This window comes from Streptomyces sp. RLA012, from assembly GCF_056270325.1.
The window spans coordinates 1,082,750-1,099,899 of record NZ_JBWDPA010000002.1 but is presented as its reverse complement, the minus strand read 5'-3'; the positions used below and the strand labels follow the sequence as shown (position 1 = coordinate 1,099,899).

Below are 17,150 nucleotides of genomic sequence, written 5' to 3'. Positions count from 1 at the left end.
GAGAGGTGCGGCCTACAGCCGCAGAACCGACAACTGGGTGAGATCAGGGCCACGTGGTGGAGGGCCGGGCCGTGGTGCGACGCCGATCCGGGCAAGGAGTGGGGTCGGCCCTTCCCGGTGCCGGGTGAACGCCATGAGCAGCAGGGCCGCGAGCGCCCAGGCGCCGAACAGGACAGCCACGCACAGCGAGACCATGTCCATCGCCATGACGGGCCGGTGTGCTGACGACGAGTGACCGGGATCGGTCGCCAGGCTTCGATGGGTGGAGGCGGAGCTGCCCAGGGAGGTGTCCTCCGCGGCGGGTACGTCTTCCGTGGCGGGCCCATCCATGGGCGAAGCGTGGGAGACGCTGCTCATTCCGGCGTCGGGCGATGGATCGGGATGCCCCACGGTGTGCATGACGAAGACGCCCAGCGCGAGCACGACGACGAGCAGCAGATGCCCGAGGGCACCCGCTCTGCGTACGTACCGGCTCATGTGCACTCCGGATCTCCACCTCGGCCTTTTCCCAAGGCCATGTCTACGGCCTTGTCCACGGCCATGTCCGCGGCCGGTTCCCAACGGCCTGTTCCAACAGTCCTTTCGCCATCTCCCGTTCCGGCGGTGACGAAGTGGCGGCAGGCGCCGTGCCGGGGTGGAGATCAACTGTACTACTAAGCTGCTTGGCATTATATGCAGGCGGAGACTAGGCAGTGCGGCAATTCCCGCACTCGCGACGCCACCGGCCGGTAAGCGGGCGCGGACTACGATGAGCGGCCACTGGTGCCGGAGGGCGTGTTCTCCGGCGGCGAAGGGAGCGGCGTTGCGTCAGCTGGGTGAGCTGGAGGCGGAGATCATGTACCGCCTGTGGGCCTGGGGGCGGCCGGCGACCGCGCGTGACGTTCTGACGGACATCAACAAGGAGCGGCCCATCGCCTACAGCACGGTCAAGACCGTGGCCGACATCCTCTACCGCAAGGGCCTGCTCAAGCGGCACAAGGAAGGACGGGCCTGGGTGTACACACCCACATGCACCCGTCAGCAGTACACGGCATCGCTGATGCAGGAGGCGTTGGGCAGCAACCCGGACCCGGCCGGGACCTTGGTCAGCTTTCTGGAACAGATGACCCCGGACGAGGCGAACGCCCTGCGCTCGGCGCTCCGAGCGGTCAAGAGGCGGAGCGACACATGATCACAGCCGTGGCGCTCGCCGGATACGCGGCCCTGGCGGCCGTCGCGACGCCGTCCCTGCTGTCCCGTGCGCGATGGCCCCATCGCGCACCGGTCCTCGCCGTCCTCGCCTGGCAGGGGCTGATGGCGACCTTCGTCGTCGCCGCCGCGCTCTCGGTGTACCACCTGGCTCTCACCGAGCAGCATGTGCACGACGGCCTGGTCGGGCTGCTCAATGCCTGCGCGCCGGCCTCCGACGCGCAGGCGGCCGATTCTCCGCCGACGCTCCGTGATGTCCTGACGCTCGCCGCTCCCGCCGTGATCGTGCTGCTGCCCCTCGGCTGGCTCGCGCGCTGCGCCTGGAGGGCGCGCCGCGCACGGCGGCGCCACCTGGACATGCTCGCCCTCGTCGGCGAACCGGCACCCCGATACGACGCCACCGTCGTGGACCACGAGGTCCCGGCCGTCTACTGCCTGCCTGGCCGCTGCCGCCGCTTCCGTCGCGTCGTCATCACCCGCGGCGCCCTGGACGTCCTGTCGGAGGAGCAACTGCAGGCCGTGCTGGAACACGAACAGGCGCACCTTCGGGGCAGGCACCATCTCCTGCATGCGTGGATGGACGCGTTCTCCCGTGCGTTCCCGGGCCTGCCGCTGGCCCGGCACGCCAAGGAGCAGACCGCGCTGCTCGTCGAGATGATCGCGGACGACCGCGCCCTGCGGTTCCATCCCCGGGAGGCGCTGGCGACCGCGATCTGCGAAGTGGCGGCGGGCCGGGCACCCCAAGTGGCCCTGGGGGCCGGTGGATCGGGTGCTCTGATCCGCCTGCGCCGGGTACTCGCTCCGCAGCCCCGTCCGCACTGGATGACTTCGCTGGGTGTGGTGGCGGCCAGCGTCGCGGCGCCGCTGCTGCCGCTGTTGCTGGTGTGCGGGCCCTGACGAGAACGGAGCGCGCACACCAGGAGTCGCGCAGCGCCCCCCGGGGTGGCTGCGCTGGTCACCGCGTTCCTGCTGGGGCCCGGACCTACGGTGTCCGTATCGGCGGAGCTGGACTTCGTCCGAACATCCGCCAAGGCACTTAACGGTATCCGTGGTGGTGCATTCGCTTCGCTCTCCGGCGGCCGCGGAGAGTCCGGCACCGGCGGTGACCAGGACGCGGTCGGCCTCGGCGAGCCAGGCACGGGCGGTGTCGGCGACGCTGTCCGGGTCGAGGGGGTTGTGGGCGGGTGGTGGTTCACGTGGTCGGTGTCCCTTCGGCCCGTGCGCGGTTGTCTTCGCCCCGGACATGGAGGTCACGGAGGTCACGGGGGCGAGGTCCCGGTGGACCCGTGCGTCGGCCAGGTCGCGGCCGTCGACGAACCAGGCGCGCCGCATCGCCGGGGCGCAGTCGCGCGCCCGGTTCCCGGGTCGGCCGCGCAGTGCGACCGGCTCCACGGCCGCGGCGGCGGAGTCCGGCACCGCCGTTCTCTCGGACAACCCTCGGGCACACGAACCGAAGGCCGTCGATGTCTCACCCATCAGGCAAGATGGGCGCCATGACCGAGATCCACACCCCTCGCCTCCTCCTCCGCCGCTGGTACGACGACGACCTCGTGCCCATGGCGGACATCAACGCGGACCCTCAGGTCATGCACTGGATCAACGACGGATCGGTCCGCGACCTGGACCACACGGCAGCGGCCATCGAACAGTGGGAAGAGGAATGGGACGAGGAGGGCTTCGGAATCTTCGCCGTCGAGTTGCTCGCCTCCGGTGAACTGGCCGGGTTCGCGGGCCTGTCCGTGCCCGAGTTCCTGCCGGAGGTCATGCCCGCCGTGGCGATCAACTGGCGGCTCGGCTCACAGTTCTGGGGCCAGGGATACGCCTCCGAAGCCGCCCATGCCACGCTGGAGTTCGCACTCCAGGACCGTGGCCTCGACCGCGTCATCAGCATCAACCGGATGGGCAACGACGCCTCCGAGAACGTCATCCGCAAGCTCGGCATGACACCGGAACGCGAGACGGTGCACCCGGTGTACGGCTTTCCACTGAGCGTCTACGCCATCGATCTCACCGAGTTCCAGGGCTGAGCCCGGCCCAGTCGGTTCCCACGGGACGTGCCCTGCCTGCCTGTCTGCCGGCTGTCATCCACTCTCGGGTGACGGCCGAGTCGCAGGCGGAGTGTCACGAAAATATTCGCGATTGGTAACACAGGTCGTATATCGCCCGGATCGTACCGAAACAGGAGCAATGTGTGGGTGTCGGCCAGCAGGCCGTACATCCGCACCCGCACTCCGTGCCCGGCCCGATCCGGCCGTCCACGGGGTGCCGGCACCCTGTAGGAGGGCTTTGTGTCCGCTTCTGCGTTTGTGCACGTCCGCCGTCTCGCCGCTGCCACGCTGACGGTCGCGGCGGTGGCCGGGGCGGCCGCGCTGCCGGCGTCCGCGGCCGACCGTACGTCACACCGTGCGACCGTGGAGATCAGCAACGTGCAGCACAACTTCCCGGGCCGCGAGACCCGCTCCAACCGCTCGTTGAACAGCGAGTGGGTGGAGGTGAGCAACACCGCGCGCCGCTCGGTGAACCTGGACGGCTGGACGCTGTCGGACCGCGACGGCCACACCTACACCTTCCACCACTACCGGCTGGACGGACGCTCCAGCGTCCGCGTCCACAGCGGCATCGGCCGCGACACCTCCGGCGACATCTACCAGGACCGTCGTGCCCGTGTGTGGGACACCCGCTCGGACACCGCCACCCTGCGCGACGAGGACGGTCGCTTCGTCGATGCCGTCTCCTGGGGCGGTCGTGGCCGCAGTGACCGCCACGGCGAACTCGGTGGCCGCCCCGGCGGCGAGCACAATGACCGTCGCAACGGCGGTGGTCGCTACGAGGCCGGTGGCCGCCACGGCGACGCCGGTGGCCGCCACGGCGACGCCGGTGGTCGTCACGACAACGGCGACGGTCGTCGCGACGGCCGTCGTTGATCCGGCTCCGGCGGTGACTGTGTAACCAGCCTCAGGCCGGGTGACCAGCCTCAGGCCGGAGTGCCATCTGACGGCGCGCGGCGGCCCACTCGGCCGCGGCGCGCCGTCGGCCTGTCCCGGCCGAACGGTTCAGCGGGCTACGTCGAACAGTTCAGCGGGCTACGGCGTGTCCGTGGTGACGTGGGCGTGTGGGGCGGTGACGCGGAGGAAGCCGAGTTTCTCCGCGAGAGGTGTTCCGGCGGGTGCCGTGTGCGCGACGATGTTGAGGTCTGCTCCGGGGACGGTGAGGACGTCGCAGTCGAGGGTGATGTCCCCGACGAGGGGATGGGCGATGGTCTTGTGGTCGTGGAGGTGCTGTCCCACGGCTCCCCGGGACCAGAGCTGTGCGAAACGGGGGCTGTGTGCCTGGCATTCGTGGATGAGCCGGTGCAGGTCGGGATCGTCGGGGCAGGCGGCTGCCGCGGTACACGCGTCAACGCCGTCACCCCTGGTTCCACGGCCACCGAGATGTTCCTGGGCGGCATGGAGCACGCTCCCGCCGAGATCGTCGCCAGGTTCAACTCTTTCAGCCCGATGAACCGCCTGGGCCGCCGGCTGGAAATCGCCACCGCCGCTGCCTGGCCCCTGTCCGATCAGGCCGGCTTCGTCACCGGTGCCACGCTGCCGGTCGACGAGGGCTTCCTGCTCGCCTGATCCGTCCGGCCCCGGCCGTCCTCGTCGCCGTATCACCCCGTACTGCTCCGCTGCTCCGTACTATTCCGCCGGTCGCGCCGACGGGCCGGGGCGGGTGCGGGCCTCGGACGGAATGAGCGCGCCGTGTCCCGCGGTGCACACGACCACGGCCTGTACCGGCTCGCCGCAGTCGGTGTGCACGACGTCCAGGGGCGGACCGTCGGGATCCGCCACATGGCGGTCACCCCACTGCTTCAGGGCGATCATCGCCGGCCACAGCTCCCAGCCCTTGCGGGTGAGCCGGTACTCGTGGCGGGTACGGGTGCCCGGCTCGCTGTAGGGGACGGTGCGCATGACCCCGGCCGCGACCAGCTTCCGCAGCCGGTCCGCGAGCACGCTCTCGGACAGCCCGACGTGCCGCCGGAAGTCGTCGAAGCGCCGTACGCCGTTCATGGCGTCCCGCAGGACCAGCAGGGACCACTTCTCGCCGATCAGGTCGAGCGTCCGCTGGACCGTGCAGTTCTCGGTGCTCGTCTCAAGCCACGTCATGGGGACCATCGTAGGCTGGCTTCGAGATTGACAGCCAGGCCCGGCGCTGACTAGCTTCGAATGACAGAGCCAGACCGTCGAGGGAGCAGCATGGGCAGGTCACGTACGTACGACTGGGAGGACCCGGCGGTCTCCGCCGTGGCCGTCGGGCAGCACAGCGGTCTCGACTTCCTCCGCGAGATGCAGGCCGGACGGCTTCCCGCCGCGCCGATCTCGGCGACGCTCGGCATGACCCTCGAAGAGGTCGAGTACGGCCGGGTGGTCTTCGCCCTGGTCCCGGGCGAGGAGCACTACAACCCCATAGGAAGCGTCCACGGCGGCGTCTACGCCACTCTGCTCGACTCGGCCGCGGGCTGCGCGGTGCAGTCGGTCCTGCCGCGGGGCACGGGGTACACCTCGCTCGACCTGAACGTGAAGTTCCTGCGCCCGGTCACCGTGGACACCGGCAGGATCCGTGTCGTCGGCACCGTCCTCAACAGCGGACGCCGCACAGCCCTCGCCCAGGCCGAGCTCTTCGACGCCGCCGATCGGCTGCTCGCCCACACCACCAGCAGCTGCCTGCTGTTCCCCGTCTAGCGTCGCGCCTTCGCCTTCTGCATCAGATATCCGCAGCTCAGAGCAGTTGCGGGTGCCCGTCTGGCGGAGGTCGTCCAGGAAGCCTAGTGACTCCGCTCCTCCCGCACCCGGAGGCTGCCGCGGTCGTTCTCCCTGAGCGCGCGACCGATGATCAGGCGCTGAATCTGGTTGGTGCCTTCGAAGATCTGCATGACCTTGGCCTCGCGCATATAGCGCTCGACCGGGAAATCGCGGGTGTAGCCGGCGCCCCCCAGCACCTGGACGGCGTCGGTGGTCACCTTCATGGCGTTGTCCGTGGCGATCAGCTTGGCGATGGAGGCCTCGCAGCCGAACGGGAGCCCCTGGTCCTTGAGCCGGGCGGCGGCGAGCGTGGTGGCGCGCGAGGCGTGCACCGCCGCGGCCATGTCCGCGAGGACGAAGGCCAGTCCCTGGTGTTCGATGATGGGCCGGCCGAAGGTCTCCCGCTCCCGCGAGTAGCGCAGGGCGTGGTCCAGTGCCCCCTGGGCGAGCCCCGTGGCCACCGCCGCTATGCCCAGCCGTCCGCAGTCCAGCCCGGCGAAGGCGATCGCGAGGCCCTGGCCCTCCTCGCCCAGACGGCGATGTGCGGGAATGCGCACGTCCTCCAGGCGCATGGTGGCGGTGGCCGACCCGGTCAGGCCCATCTTGTGCTCGGGGGGATCGGCTGTCAGACCCGGGGTGTCGGCCGGGACGAGGAAGCAGGAGATGGCGTGGGAGCCCGCGTCGGACGTACGGGCCATGACCGTGTAGAAGTCCGCGTGCCCGCCATGTGTCGTCCATGCCTTGGCGCCGTTGAGCACATAGTGGTCGCCGTCCCGGACGGCGCGTGTGCGCATCGCCCCGGGGTCGGAACCGGCATGGGCCTCCGACAGGCAGTAGGCGCCGAGCAGTTCGCCGCCGAGCATCCCGGGGAGCCACTCCTTCTTCTGCTCCTCGGAACCGAAGGCGGCGAGGCCGAAGCAGGACAGCGCGTGCACCGAGACCCCGACCGCGACGCTGGCCCACACCGCCGCGATCTCTTCCAGAACCTGCAGATAGACCTCGTAGGGCTGGTCCCCGCCGCCGTACTCCTCGGGGTAGGGCAGGCTCAGCAGGCCGGCCCGGCCGAGCGTCCGGAAGACCTCGCGGGGGAACTTCTCCTCGGCCTCGGCCTCGGCGACCCGGGGTGCGAGCTCCTTCTCGGCGAGCTCGCGGGTCAGACCGATCAGGTCGACGGCTTCCGGGGAGGGCAGCGTTCGCGTGGCTGGCATGGTGTTACCTCGGTCGCTCAGGGGTCAAATTATTGATACGGCAAGCGATACAACAGTATCGTTGTTGGTACCGTGATGCCATGCTCCCCAGTGGTGGATCCGGCGGGCCCCTCACCGGCCTGCGCGTTCTCGAACTCGCGGGACTCGGCCCGGCCCCGCACGCGGCCATGGTGCTGGCCGACCTGGGTGCCGACGTGGTCCGCGTCGAGAGACCGTCCGGCCGCGCACTGCGGCTGGGTCCCGACGGCGCGACCGACATCGTGCGGCGCGGCCGCCGGTCGGTCTTCGCCGACCTCAAGGAGCCCGAGGGGCGCGTACTCGTACGTGCGCTGGCCGCGCGGGCCGACGTCTTCATAGAGGGCCTGCGTCCGGGCGTCGCGGAGCGGCTCGGGGTCGGCCCCGAGGACTGTGGCCAGCAGAATCCGGGGCTCGTCTACGCACGGATCACCGGCTGGGGCCAGGACGGCCCGCTCGCCCAGGAAGCCGGACACGACCTGAACTACATCGGCCTCACCGGAGTGCTCCATGCGATGGGCCGCGGCGACGGTTCGCCGCCCCCGCCGCTCAACCTGGTGGGCGATTTCGGCGGAGGGTCCATGCTCCTGGTCGTGGGTGTGCTCGCCGCGCTCTGGGAGCGCTCACGCTCCGGCGCCGGGCAGGTCGTCGACGCCGCCATGGTCGACGGGACCGCCCTGCTCGGTCAGATGACGTTCGCGCTGCGCGGCATGGGGGAGTGGTCGGACGAGCGCAGTGCGAACCTCCTGGACGGCGCCGCCCCCTTCTACGACACCTACGAGTGCGGTGACGGCAAATACATCGCCGTCGGCGCGCTCGAGCCGCACTTCTTCGCCGCCCTGCTCGACGGTCTGGGCATCGCCGGGGACGGGCTGCCCGCCCAGGGCGACCGCAGCGGCTGGCCGGTACTGCGGTCACGGTTCGCGGAGCGGTTCGCCTCCCGTACGCGCGACGAGTGGGCCGCGCACTTCGCCGGCAGGGACGCGTGTGTGACGCCCGTGCTCACCTTCGCCGAGGCCGGAGCCCATCCGCACGTGGTGGCCCGCCGCACCCTGGTCGAGGTCGACGGCATCCTTCAGGCCGCGCCGGCCCCACGCTTCTCGCGCACACCCAGCGGTCAGCCCTCCACCCCGGGCGAACCCGGCGCGGACACGGAATCGGTGTTCCGGGACTGGGGCATCGGCTCCGCTACCGCAACCCCATCCCCGCCCCCGACGCCGACCGCAACCCCGCCCCCGACCGCAACCTCGACCGGCACCGTTCCGGTCACGGCGAGACCGCGTGCACGATGAGCGACGCCAGTTCGGCGTACGCCTCCGCGTCGGTCAGCCCGGTGCGCGCGGTGACCTCGCCGCGCTGGATCTCCTGCATGGTGGCGATCACCACCTCGCCCACGAAGGCGGCATGGACGTCACGGAACGCGCCGGCGGCGACGCCGTCCGCGATCAACTGTCTGATCCGGCCGGCGGCAAGGCGGGTGTTGGCCTCGTACGCCTCGCGGGCCGGCTCGAACTGGGCCATGTCGTCGAGGAACCGCCGGGACAGCGGCCTCAACTGCTCGGCCACCGCGTTCAGGTAGACCACCACGCGTTCCGCGGGCGCGGAGGTGTCCGCCACCTGCTTCTCGATCGCCCCGGCCGCCTCGCGGAAGTAGTGCTTCACCGCTTCCCGGACCAACTCCTGCTTGCTGCCCGCCAGTTGATACAGCGTCGTCTTCGAGCAGCGCAGCCGCTCGGTCAGCTCGTCGAGCGTGAACGATGCGAAACCCTCCGCCGCCAGCAGGGCGACCAGCCGTTCGAGCAGGTCGGTCTGGCGCGCTGTGCGACGTGTGGACGGCATGATCTCAGCGTAACCGCTCTTCTGAGCAGGGGCATGACCTCGTCAAGGAGGAGCTCAGCGCGCGGTCCAGCCGCCGTCGACGACGACCGTCTGGCCGGTGACATAGCTTCCGGCGTCCCCGACGAGCCACAGCACGGCGCCGACGATGTCGTCCGCGGTCCCCTCCTTCGGCAGTGGGGTGTTGCGCCGCAGGTACTCGGCGGCGCGCTCGCCCTCGTAGAGCGGACCGGTGATCTCGCTGCGGAAGAAGCCGGGGGCCACGGTGTTCACCCGGATCGAGTGCCGCGCCCACTGCACCGCGAGTTCGGCGGTCAGGCCGGACAGGCCGGCCTTGCTCGCCGCGTACGACGCCTGCGGAATCCCGGGGATGCCGACCCGGCCGCTGATGGACGAGATGTTGACGATCGTGCCGCGGCCGACGGCGCGCATATGAGGGAAGACGGCCTGCGCGAGCAGCAGCGGGGCCAGCAGGTTGAGGTCCATCGTTCGGCGGACGGCGTCGAGCGGCTCGGACTCGGCGCGCTCGGTCGTGAACATGTTCCCCGCGGCGTTGACGAGGATCTCCGGCGGTCCCAGGCCCTCGACCACGGCGGGTACGACGGAGCCGATGCGGTCGAGGTCGGACAGGTCGCAGGTGACGGCCATGCCGTCGATCCGTTTGGCGAGTTCGGCCAGCCGGTCGTGACGGCGGGCGACCACGGCGACCCGGGCGCCGAGCGAGGCCAGTGCGTGGGCCACCGAGGCGCCGAGACCCGACGAGGCACCGGTCACGATCGCCACCCGGCCGTCGAGTCCGAACATCCGTGCGGCGGCAGCGGGGTCCGGCACCACGTGGGTCTCCCTTCAGCCGCGGGGCGGGCGGCGGACGGCCGTGGACCGGCCCTGGACGCATCCTAGGGCGGGGGCTCCATCCTTACAAGGATTCACACTTTACGGATCCCGCTGCCGCTGCCGACCCTGCCGACCCGCTGTCGTCCGGCCTCAGCCGCGGCGGAAGCGCATACGGCTCTGGGCGGACGCGGCGTCGATCACCCTGTCCTTGAGCGAGCGGCACACCCAGCGCTGGGTCGCCGTGAGGTGCTCCTCCGCGATCCGCGCGGCCTCGTCGGCGTCACCCTGCTCGATGCTCGTCACCAGACGTTCGTGTGCCCGCTGGGCATGGGCGCGGTCGGTGGGCGAGGGGTAGGTGCCGCGCGACATCTGAGCCTCCGCCCAGGCCTCCTCCTGAACGGACCAGAGCGACGTGAGGCTCTTCACGACGACGCGCAGCGTGGCGTTCGGGTCGGACCCGACGACGGCGTCGTGGAACGCGCGCGAGGCCCGGGTGAACGCCGCCCCGTCGTCGATGCAGTCCGCGCTCTCGGCGAGCAGCTCCCGCAGACCCGGCAGCACGACACGCTCGCGGTCCGGGCGCTGGGCGCAGTGCGCCGCGCACAGCGGTTCGAGGGTGGCGAGGGCGGCCCCGAGGTCCGGCACCCCGACCTGCATCGACTGGAGGGTCAGCCCGAGGGCGTAGCCGGCGGTCCCGATGTCCGGAGCGTGCACCGTGGCACCGCCGCGGTTGCCGCGCCGCACGGTGATGAAGCCCTCGGTCTCCAGGATCCGCAACGCCTCGCGCACCGAGGGGTAGCTGACGCCGAACTCCGCGACGAGCTCGTCCTGTTTGGGGAGTTCGGAGCCGTCGCCGATGCCGCCCGCGAGGATCCGGTCGCGCAGTGCGGCGGCCACCAGCTCCGCCATGCGCATCTGCCCGATCTTGGTGCGCTCGGAGCCTGTACGTTCCATGATTGCAAGGCTAGCAGTGATACGGGACCGTCCCTCAGGCCGTTCCCGGGCGCCACTTCGGGTCGACGAGCTCCGGCAGCCGGGTGCGTTGCACCTTGCCCATGGCGTTCACGGGCAGGGCGTCGACCTGGGACCAGAACTCCGGAACCTTGTACGGCGACAGCTCGCGTCGGCAGCGTTCGGCGAGCGCGTCGAGGTCGAGCGGGGGACCCGAGCTCTCGACCACGGCGGCCACCCGCTGCCCGAGACGGTCGTCGGGCACCGCGCACACCCCGACCGCGGCGACGTCCGGGTGCGCGGCGATGACCCGTTCCACCTCCAGCGGGTAGACGTTCGCCCCGCCGCGGATGATGACGAGCTTCTTGCGGTCCAGCACCGTCAGCCAGCCGTCGCCGTCGACCGTCCCGATGTCACCCGTGGGGACCGGACCGGGCTCGGCCGGCCGGACGCCGCCCCGTTCCCAGAATCCGAGCATCGGCGTCCACGCGTCCGCCCAGGGGCCGGCGGTGGTCCCGCTCAGCCGCAGTTCGCCGAGCTCGCCGGCCGGGAGGCGGTTGCCCTCGTCGTCGTACGCCGCGAGGTCGTAGTGCGGCAGCACCCGCCCGCCCGTGCCCGGACGCCACTCGCTGCCCGGCGGGTCGATCGACACGACGGTCGGCGCCTCGGTCAGGCCGTAGGTGACCCGGGGAACGAGCCCGTGCGCCTCGGCGAACGCCCGGCGCAACGCGTCCGGAGTGTCGCTGCCTCCGCTCCACACCTCCTGGAGCGGGCCGAGATCGAGGCCGGGGCGCGCGGCGAGGTCGTAGAGCTGCGCGGGGGCGCCGTTCCACACCGTGACACGCCGCGCGGAGATCCATTCGGCGACCCCTTCCACGTCACGCCGGTCCATCACGACCGAACACCCGCCGGCCTGCGCGGTGAGCAGGGTGGACAGGACCATGAGGTTGAGGATCGTCAGCGGGAAGCTGTCGCCCTTGCGCAGTTCGGGCCCCCAGCCGCGGGTGGCGACCAGGACCGCTCCCGGCAGGAGCAGGTTGCGCTGGCTGTGCACGACCGCCTTGGGGTGCCCCGAGGTCCCGCTGGTGAACGCGATCCCGGCCGGTGCGTCGCGGTCCGGTTCGACTTGTGGAGCCACTTCGTCGCGCGCCATGAGCGCCGCCCATCGACCGGGGTCCACGCAGTCCGGCGAGTCCAGCCGGCAGCGCGCCCCGGCCAGTACGACGGTCGGCTCGCAGAGGTCGTACAGCTCCCGCTGTTCGCTCGCCGCGAGTGCCTCGCCGATCCCCGCCCAGACGGCGCCGATCCGCTGTGCGCCGTGGAAGGCCGCGACGATGTCCAGGTCGTTGGGCAGACAGGCCGCGACGCGGTCGCCGGGGCGCACGCCGAGCGACCACAGCGCGCCGGCCGCCCTGCGCGCGTGGGTGTCGAGTTCGGCGTACGACCAGGCGCCGGAGGCGGCCTCCACCGCCGTGGCCTGCGGACGCGCGGCGAGCGCGGCGTTCAGAACCCCGCCGACGGTCCGGGGGAGTGCCGTGCCCCGGCCGGAGTTCGTGTCCCCGGATCCCCGACTCGTGCTCTGCGGTGCGCCACCGGCGTCGGTACGACTCATGCCACCTTATTATCACTATCCTTGTAAAGATTCATCCTATAGGCTCGATGGGCACCGTCCCCGAGAGGTCGTTCGCGCCCGCGGGGCTCCTCCGGGCCGGAGGCCGGGTCCGTCCCCGCCGGCAGAGGAGTGGTCGACACGTGAAGGCAAGCGAGCAGCGGCGCGGCCGGACACGGCACCCCGGCCCTCTGTCGGACGTGCGCGTGGTCGATCTGACGGCGATGGTCATGGGGCCGTACTGCACCCAGATCATGGCCGACATGGGAGCGGACGTGATCAAGGTCGAGCCCCCCGCGGGTGACAACACCCGCTATATCTCGGTCGGGCCGGAACCGGGTATGGGCGGCGTCTTCGTCAATGTGAACCGCGGCAAGCGCAGCGCGGTGCTGGATCTGCGTTCCGAGGACGGAAAAGCCGCGTTGTGTGAACTCATCAAGAGCAGCGATGTGTTCATCCATTCGATGCGCGCGAAGGCCATTGCCAAACTGGGATTCGGTTACGAAGAAGTGGCCGCGCTCAATCCGTCGATCGTCTACACCAACTGTTACGGTTACGGCCGCCGCGGCCCGGACGCGGATCTCACCGCTTACGACGACACGATCCAGGCGGAATGCGGCCTGCCGTTCGCGCAGCAGCTGCTGACCGGCGAGGCCGGCTATGTCGGCACCATCCTGGCGGACAAGGTGGCCGGAATGACCGCCCTGTACGCCACGATGATGGCGCTGTTCCACCGCGAGCGGACCGGTGAGGGCCAGGAGGTCGAAGTCAGCATGTTCGAGACCATGGCCGCCTTCATGCTGGTCGAACATGCCAATGGCGCGATGTTCAGTCCTCCGCTGGGTTCCGCGACGTATCCCCGCGCCGTGGCACCGAATCGAAAACCGTACCGCACCAAGGACGGCCATATATCCGCACTGGTGTACAACGACAAGCAGTGGTCCGCATTCGTCGCCGTCGTGAAGCCGAAGTGGGCCGGCGAGCACTTCGCCACCCTCGAACAGCGAGCGTGCCAGATCGACACCGTCTACGCCCTGCTCGCGGAGACCTTCACGGAGCGCACGACGCGGGACTGGCTGGACCTGCTTCGATCTCTTGACATTCCGGCCGCGCCGGTCCGCACGCTCGACGAGCTGTTCGACAATCCGCATCTGAACGAAGTGGGATTCTTCGAGACGGTGGACACGCCGAACGGGCCGGTGCGTTTTCCGGGTACGCCGACCTGGTTCTCGCGGACGCCCGGTCGTATCGCCGGTCCGGCCCCCAGGCTCGGCGCACACACGCAGGAGATCATGTCCGCGCTCGGTAGGGACGCGTCGGCTTCATCACAGGAATAAGGGGTGCGATCGTGGATTTCTCCCTCACGGAAGACCAGCAGACCATCCGGGACGCGGTTCTCGAATTCTGCTCGCAGTTTTCCGACGAGTACTGGCTCGAACTGGACCGTGAAGGTGTCTTTCCGCATAAGTTCCATAAATCGATGGCCGATTCCGACTGGCTGGGCGTCGCCATGCCCGAGGCGCTGGGCGGCTCGGGCATGGGCATCACCGAAGCCGCGATCATGATGCAGGCCGTCGCCGAGTCGGGCGGCGGGATGACCGCCGCCTCCAGCATTCACGGCCCGGTCTTCAGCATGCAGCCGGTGGCGCAGTTCGGAACCGAGGAGCAGCGGCGGCGCATGATCCCGCCTGTGCTCAGTGGTGAGGACCGCATCTGCTTCGCGGTGACCGAGCCCAACACGGGCCTCGACACGACGAAGCTCACCACCCGCGCGGAACCGCGCGACGGCGGATATCTGGTCAACGGGGAGAAGATCTGGATCTCCGTCGCGCAAGTGGCGAACAAGATGATGCTGCTCGCCCGCACGACGCCCCTCGACGAGGTGAAACGCAAGACGGAGGGACTGTCACTGTTCTTCACCGATCTCGATCGTTCCAGGATCGAGATCAGCATGATCCACAAGATGGGCCGGCACGCCGTCGACTCGAACATGTTGTTCATCTCCGACCTGTGGATTCCCGAGGAAGACCGGATAGGAGCCGAAGGCGCAGGATTCCAGATCATTCTCCATGGCCTCAATCCCGAGCGCATACTGCTCGGCGCCGAGGCCGTCGGACTCGGACGCGTGGCCGTCAAACGCGCGGCCCGCTATGCCAGGGAACGCATCGTCTTCGACCGCCCCATCGGTATGAACCAGGGCATCCAGCATCCGCTCGCGAAGTGCTGGGCCCAGCTGGAGGCCGCCAACCTGATGGTCATGAAGGCGGCCACGATGTTCGACAAGGGTCTGGACTGCGGTGTCGAAGCGAACGCCGGAAAGTACCTGGCCGCCGAGGCGGGATTCGAGGCGTGCCACACCGCGATGCTGACCCTGGGCGGTATGGGATACGCGCAGGAATACCACGTCGAACGCTATCTGCGGGAGATCCTCATACCGCGGACCGCACCGGTGAGCCCCCATATGATCCTGAACTTCCTGGCCGAAAAGGTGCTCGACCTGCCCAAGTCCTACTGAACCGGAAACACCACTGAATCGAGGACGGGGAGTACCGATGACCGGCACCGGAGAAACCTTCAGCGCGCGCTCCTGGCTGTTCGCCCCCGGCGACAGCGAAAGGAAGATGGAAAAGGCCGCCGCCGGTGCGGCGGACATCGTCCTCCTCGATCTTGAGGACGCGGTGACAGAGGAGGGAAAACCCAAGTCGCGCGCCATGATCTCGGACTTCCTTGCGGACCGTCCGAAAGAGGCCAGAAGCCGCTTGTGGGTACGGATCAATCCGCTGGACGGCCCCCACGCACTGGCCGACCTGGCCGCGGTGACACCCGCCCGGCCCGGAGGCATCATGCTTCCCAAGTCACGCGGCCGTGCGGATGTGGAGCGACTGGACCACTACCTCTCGGCGTTGGAGGTCTCCGCCGGTGTGGAGCAGGGTTCGACCAAGGTGATCGTCCTGGTGACCGAGACGGCCGAAGGCATGTTCACCACCGGCACGTACAAAGGCGCGCCGAGGCTGGTCGCCATGACCTGGGGCGCGGAGGATCTCGCGGACGCCGTGGGGGCGGCCGAGAACCGGAACCCCGACGGAAGCTACGGCTTCACCTACGAGCTCGCCAGAAGCCTGTGCCTCCTGGGCGCGGCCACTGCCGGTGTGGCGCCCATCGAGACCATCCAGGGCGACTTCCGTGACGTGGAAGGGCTGCGCGGACGAGCCGAGAAGGTACGCCGTGACGGCTACCGCGGCATGCTGGCCATCCACCCCGCCCAGGTCGATGTCATCAACGCGGCCTTCACGCCCACGGAGGAGGAGCGGGCCGCCGCTCAGGAAATCGTCGATCTCTTCGCCGCCCATCCCGGCGTCGGCGCCATCGGCCACAAGGGCGTCATGCTCGACCGACCTCATCTTGCCCGCGCACAGGCACTGTTGGCGTCGGGGGAACGCGCATGAAGGTCATGTCCGACGCCGGTGACCTGGACCTCGGCCGGTTCCTGCGCCCCGGTGACCGCATCGTCATGGGCCAGGCCTGCGGCGAACCGACCACACTGATCGAGGCGTTGATCGACCAAAGCCCTGGCATCGGCGGGCTCTCGGCCTTCATCGCGACGAGTTTCTCCGGTCTTTTCACCCCCGACAACGTGAGCGGATTCTCGCTGTCCAGCATGGGGGCGATCGGCGCGCTGCGCTCACTGACCAAGGCGCACCGGCTCAGTGTGATCCCCTGCCATGTCAGCCAGATCGGGCCGATGATCGAAGCGGGGGTCATCGGGTGCGATGTCGCCTTCGTACAGGTCAGTCCGGCCGACGCGAGCGGAGACCACAGCTTCGGTCTCGTCAGCGACTATGTGCGGGCCGCCGTCGCGAAGGCCCGGGTCGTCATCGCGGAGGTCAACGACCGGATTCCCTTCACCCACGGTGAACTGCTGGCCGCGGCCGAGATCGATTGCGCGGTGCATGTCTCGCGTCCTCCCGTGGAGGTGCCACCAGGGAGAATCGGCGCGACCGACGTGGCCATCGCGGAGCACGCGGCCGCGTACATCGAGGACGGTTCCGTCATCCAGACCGGGGTCGGCGCTGTGCCGGATGCCCTTCTTCGTCTGCTGCACGACCGCAAGGACCTCGGCGTGCACTCCGGAATGCTGGGTGACGGCCTGGTCGAGCTGGTCGAGGCGGGCGTCGTCACCAATGCGCGCAAACGCATCGACCGCGGGGTTTCGATCAACGGCGCCCTGATCGGCACCAAGCGCCTGTATGAGTTCGCCCACCGAAATCCGCAGATCCGCATGTGCGCCACGTCGTACACCCATGACGCGGCCGTGCTCGCACAGCTGGACAAACTGGTGACCATCAACTCGGCGATGGAGGTCGATCTGACGGGCCAGGTGAACGCCGAACAGAGCGGTTCGGCCTACCTCGGCGGCACGGGCGGCCAGGTGGACTTCGTTCGCGCGGGTGCCCGCTCACCCGGTGGTCACGCCGTCATCGCCCTGCCCGCCACGGCCAAGGGCGGCACGATCAGCAGGATCGCCGTCACTCTGTCGGGACCGGTCACCACCGCGCGCAGTGACGTCGACGTCGTCGTCACCGAATACGGGGCGGCCGAGCTCAAGGGCCGGACGCTGGCCGAGCGCACCCACCGTCTGATCGCCATCGCGCACCCCGATTTCCGGGAAGAGCTGGCGCGGGCGGCCCGTACCGTTCAGCAGCGAGGTTTCTAGGTTCTGTGCCGCCC

Annotated in this window: 19 protein-coding genes; 11 read left to right on the top strand and 8 right to left on the bottom strand. The window is 69.6% G+C overall.

What is annotated here, in order from left to right; all coding sequences use genetic code 11:
- Nucleotides 1-12 precede the first annotated feature (12 nt).
- The gene (locus RV986_RS05465; protein WP_475916297.1) at nt 13-477 is read right to left on the bottom strand and encodes a DUF6153 family protein; all 465 of its coding nucleotides are present in this window, start codon (nt 475-477) and stop codon (nt 13-15) included.
- A 325-nt stretch (nt 478-802) separates the two neighbouring features.
- Between RV986_RS05465 and RV986_RS05460 the strand changes: the two genes are divergently transcribed.
- The 4 genes from RV986_RS05460 (at nt 803) to RV986_RS05445 (ending at nt 4,112) form a co-directional block, all read left to right on the top strand.
- Nucleotides 803-1,171, top strand: coding sequence for a BlaI/MecI/CopY family transcriptional regulator (locus tag RV986_RS05460; protein WP_475916296.1), 369 nt, complete (start codon nt 803-805; stop codon nt 1,169-1,171).
- Nucleotides 1,168-2,085, top strand: a complete 918-nt coding sequence (locus tag RV986_RS05455) for a M56 family metallopeptidase (protein WP_475916295.1) — start codon at nt 1,168-1,170, stop codon at nt 2,083-2,085. The genes RV986_RS05460 and RV986_RS05455 overlap by 4 nt, the downstream gene beginning before the upstream one ends.
- Nucleotides 2,086-2,681: 596 nt before the next feature.
- Complete coding sequence (locus tag RV986_RS05450; RefSeq protein WP_475916294.1) at nt 2,682-3,215, top strand: GNAT family N-acetyltransferase; 534 nt, start codon at nt 2,682-2,684, stop codon at nt 3,213-3,215.
- Between the two features lie 261 nt (nt 3,216-3,476).
- On the top strand, nt 3,477-4,112 hold the full coding sequence (locus RV986_RS05445; RefSeq protein ID WP_475916293.1) for a lamin tail domain-containing protein: 636 nt from the start codon (nt 3,477-3,479) through the stop codon (nt 4,110-4,112).
- 159 nt (nt 4,113-4,271) lie between these two features.
- Here RV986_RS05445 and RV986_RS05440 read toward each other — a convergent pair whose 3' ends face one another.
- A complete protein-coding gene (locus RV986_RS05440) occupies nt 4,272-4,643 on the bottom strand; it encodes an MmyB family transcriptional regulator (protein ID WP_475916292.1) in 372 nt (123 codons plus the stop codon).
- Between RV986_RS05440 and RV986_RS05435 the strand changes: the two genes are divergently transcribed.
- Nucleotides 4,527-4,805 carry an SDR family oxidoreductase gene (locus RV986_RS05435; protein ID WP_475916291.1) on the top strand — a complete coding sequence of 93 codons (279 nt, stop codon included), beginning with the start codon at nt 4,527-4,529 and terminating at the stop codon, nt 4,803-4,805. The two genes, RV986_RS05440 and RV986_RS05435, sit on opposite strands and share 117 nt — an antisense overlap.
- A gap of 60 nt (nt 4,806-4,865) precedes the next feature.
- On the opposite strand, the gene RV986_RS05430 is transcribed toward RV986_RS05435, so the two are convergent.
- Nucleotides 4,866-5,333, bottom strand: coding sequence for a winged helix-turn-helix transcriptional regulator (locus tag RV986_RS05430; RefSeq protein ID WP_475916290.1), 468 nt, complete (start codon nt 5,331-5,333; stop codon nt 4,866-4,868).
- A gap of 90 nt (nt 5,334-5,423) precedes the next feature.
- Between RV986_RS05430 and RV986_RS05425 the strand changes: the two genes are divergently transcribed.
- The gene (locus RV986_RS05425) at nt 5,424-5,909 is read left to right on the top strand and encodes a PaaI family thioesterase (protein ID WP_475916289.1); all 486 of its coding nucleotides are present in this window, start codon (nt 5,424-5,426) and stop codon (nt 5,907-5,909) included.
- Nucleotides 5,910-5,992: 83 nt separating this feature from the next.
- Here RV986_RS05425 and RV986_RS05420 read toward each other — a convergent pair whose 3' ends face one another.
- Nucleotides 5,993-7,177: an acyl-CoA dehydrogenase family protein gene (locus RV986_RS05420; protein WP_475916288.1), complete on the bottom strand. Its 1,185-nt coding sequence runs from the start codon at nt 7,175-7,177 to the stop codon at nt 5,993-5,995.
- 80 nt (nt 7,178-7,257) lie between these two features.
- Between RV986_RS05420 and RV986_RS05415 the strand changes: the two genes are divergently transcribed.
- Entirely contained in the window at nt 7,258-8,484 is a 1,227-nt protein-coding gene (locus RV986_RS05415; RefSeq protein WP_475916287.1) for a CaiB/BaiF CoA transferase family protein, read from the top strand.
- On the opposite strand, the gene RV986_RS05410 is transcribed toward RV986_RS05415, so the two are convergent.
- From RV986_RS05410 to RV986_RS05395, 4 genes are all read right to left on the bottom strand, one after another.
- The gene (locus RV986_RS05410; protein WP_475916286.1) at nt 8,459-9,031 is read right to left on the bottom strand and encodes a TetR/AcrR family transcriptional regulator; all 573 of its coding nucleotides are present in this window, start codon (nt 9,029-9,031) and stop codon (nt 8,459-8,461) included. The two genes, RV986_RS05415 and RV986_RS05410, sit on opposite strands and share 26 nt — an antisense overlap.
- 54 nt (nt 9,032-9,085) lie before the next feature.
- Nucleotides 9,086-9,859, bottom strand: a complete 774-nt coding sequence (locus tag RV986_RS05405) for an SDR family NAD(P)-dependent oxidoreductase (protein WP_475916285.1) — start codon at nt 9,857-9,859, stop codon at nt 9,086-9,088.
- A gap of 153 nt (nt 9,860-10,012) precedes the next feature.
- On the bottom strand, nt 10,013-10,816 hold the full coding sequence (locus RV986_RS05400) for a FadR/GntR family transcriptional regulator (protein WP_475916284.1): 804 nt from the start codon (nt 10,814-10,816) through the stop codon (nt 10,013-10,015).
- A 34-nt stretch (nt 10,817-10,850) separates the two neighbouring features.
- On the bottom strand, nt 10,851-12,425 hold the full coding sequence (locus RV986_RS05395; protein ID WP_475916283.1) for a class I adenylate-forming enzyme family protein: 1,575 nt from the start codon (nt 12,423-12,425) through the stop codon (nt 10,851-10,853).
- A gap of 140 nt (nt 12,426-12,565) precedes the next feature.
- Between RV986_RS05395 and RV986_RS05390 the strand changes: the two genes are divergently transcribed.
- The 4 genes from RV986_RS05390 to RV986_RS05375 are packed head-to-tail and all read left to right on the top strand — an operon-like array spanning nt 12,566 to nt 17,136.
- Entirely contained in the window at nt 12,566-13,759 is a 1,194-nt protein-coding gene (locus tag RV986_RS05390; protein ID WP_475916282.1) for a CaiB/BaiF CoA transferase family protein, read from the top strand.
- 11 nt (nt 13,760-13,770) lie between these two features.
- On the top strand, nt 13,771-14,937 hold the full coding sequence (locus RV986_RS05385; RefSeq protein WP_475916281.1) for an acyl-CoA dehydrogenase family protein: 1,167 nt from the start codon (nt 13,771-13,773) through the stop codon (nt 14,935-14,937).
- Nucleotides 14,938-14,974: 37 nt separating this feature from the next.
- Nucleotides 14,975-15,868, top strand: a complete 894-nt coding sequence (locus RV986_RS05380) for an HpcH/HpaI aldolase/citrate lyase family protein (RefSeq protein ID WP_475916280.1) — start codon at nt 14,975-14,977, stop codon at nt 15,866-15,868.
- Entirely contained in the window at nt 15,865-17,136 is a 1,272-nt protein-coding gene (locus tag RV986_RS05375) for an acetyl-CoA hydrolase/transferase family protein (RefSeq protein ID WP_475916279.1), read from the top strand. The genes RV986_RS05380 and RV986_RS05375 overlap by 4 nt, the downstream gene beginning before the upstream one ends.
- Nucleotides 17,137-17,150: the final 14 nt, after the last annotated feature.

Bases quoted from the DNA above. Each gene is read 5' to 3' on its own strand.
- RV986_RS05455 (WP_475916295.1), top strand. From the start codon at position 1,168: ATGATCACAGCCGTGGCGCTCGCCGGATACGCGGCCCTGGCGGCCGTC.
- RV986_RS05400 (WP_475916284.1), bottom strand. From the start codon at position 10,816: ATGGAACGTACAGGCTCCGAGCGCACCAAGATCGGGCAGATGCGCATG.
- RV986_RS05380 (WP_475916280.1), top strand. From the start codon at position 14,975: ATGACCGGCACCGGAGAAACCTTCAGCGCGCGCTCCTGGCTGTTCGCC.
- RV986_RS05375 (WP_475916279.1), top strand. From the start codon at position 15,865: ATGAAGGTCATGTCCGACGCCGGTGACCTGGACCTCGGCCGGTTCCTG.
- RV986_RS05420 (WP_475916288.1), bottom strand. From the start codon at position 7,177: ATGCCAGCCACGCGAACGCTGCCCTCCCCGGAAGCCGTCGACCTGATC.
- RV986_RS05410 (WP_475916286.1), bottom strand. From the start codon at position 9,031: ATGCCGTCCACACGTCGCACAGCGCGCCAGACCGACCTGCTCGAACGG.
- RV986_RS05415 (WP_475916287.1), top strand. From the start codon at position 7,258: ATGCTCCCCAGTGGTGGATCCGGCGGGCCCCTCACCGGCCTGCGCGTT.
- RV986_RS05395 (WP_475916283.1), bottom strand. From the start codon at position 12,425: ATGAGTCGTACCGACGCCGGTGGCGCACCGCAGAGCACGAGTCGGGGA.
- RV986_RS05425 (WP_475916289.1), top strand. From the start codon at position 5,424: ATGGGCAGGTCACGTACGTACGACTGGGAGGACCCGGCGGTCTCCGCC.
- RV986_RS05465 (WP_475916297.1), bottom strand. From the start codon at position 477: ATGAGCCGGTACGTACGCAGAGCGGGTGCCCTCGGGCATCTGCTGCTC.
- RV986_RS05430 (WP_475916290.1), bottom strand. From the start codon at position 5,333: ATGACGTGGCTTGAGACGAGCACCGAGAACTGCACGGTCCAGCGGACG.
- RV986_RS05450 (WP_475916294.1), top strand. From the start codon at position 2,682: ATGACCGAGATCCACACCCCTCGCCTCCTCCTCCGCCGCTGGTACGAC.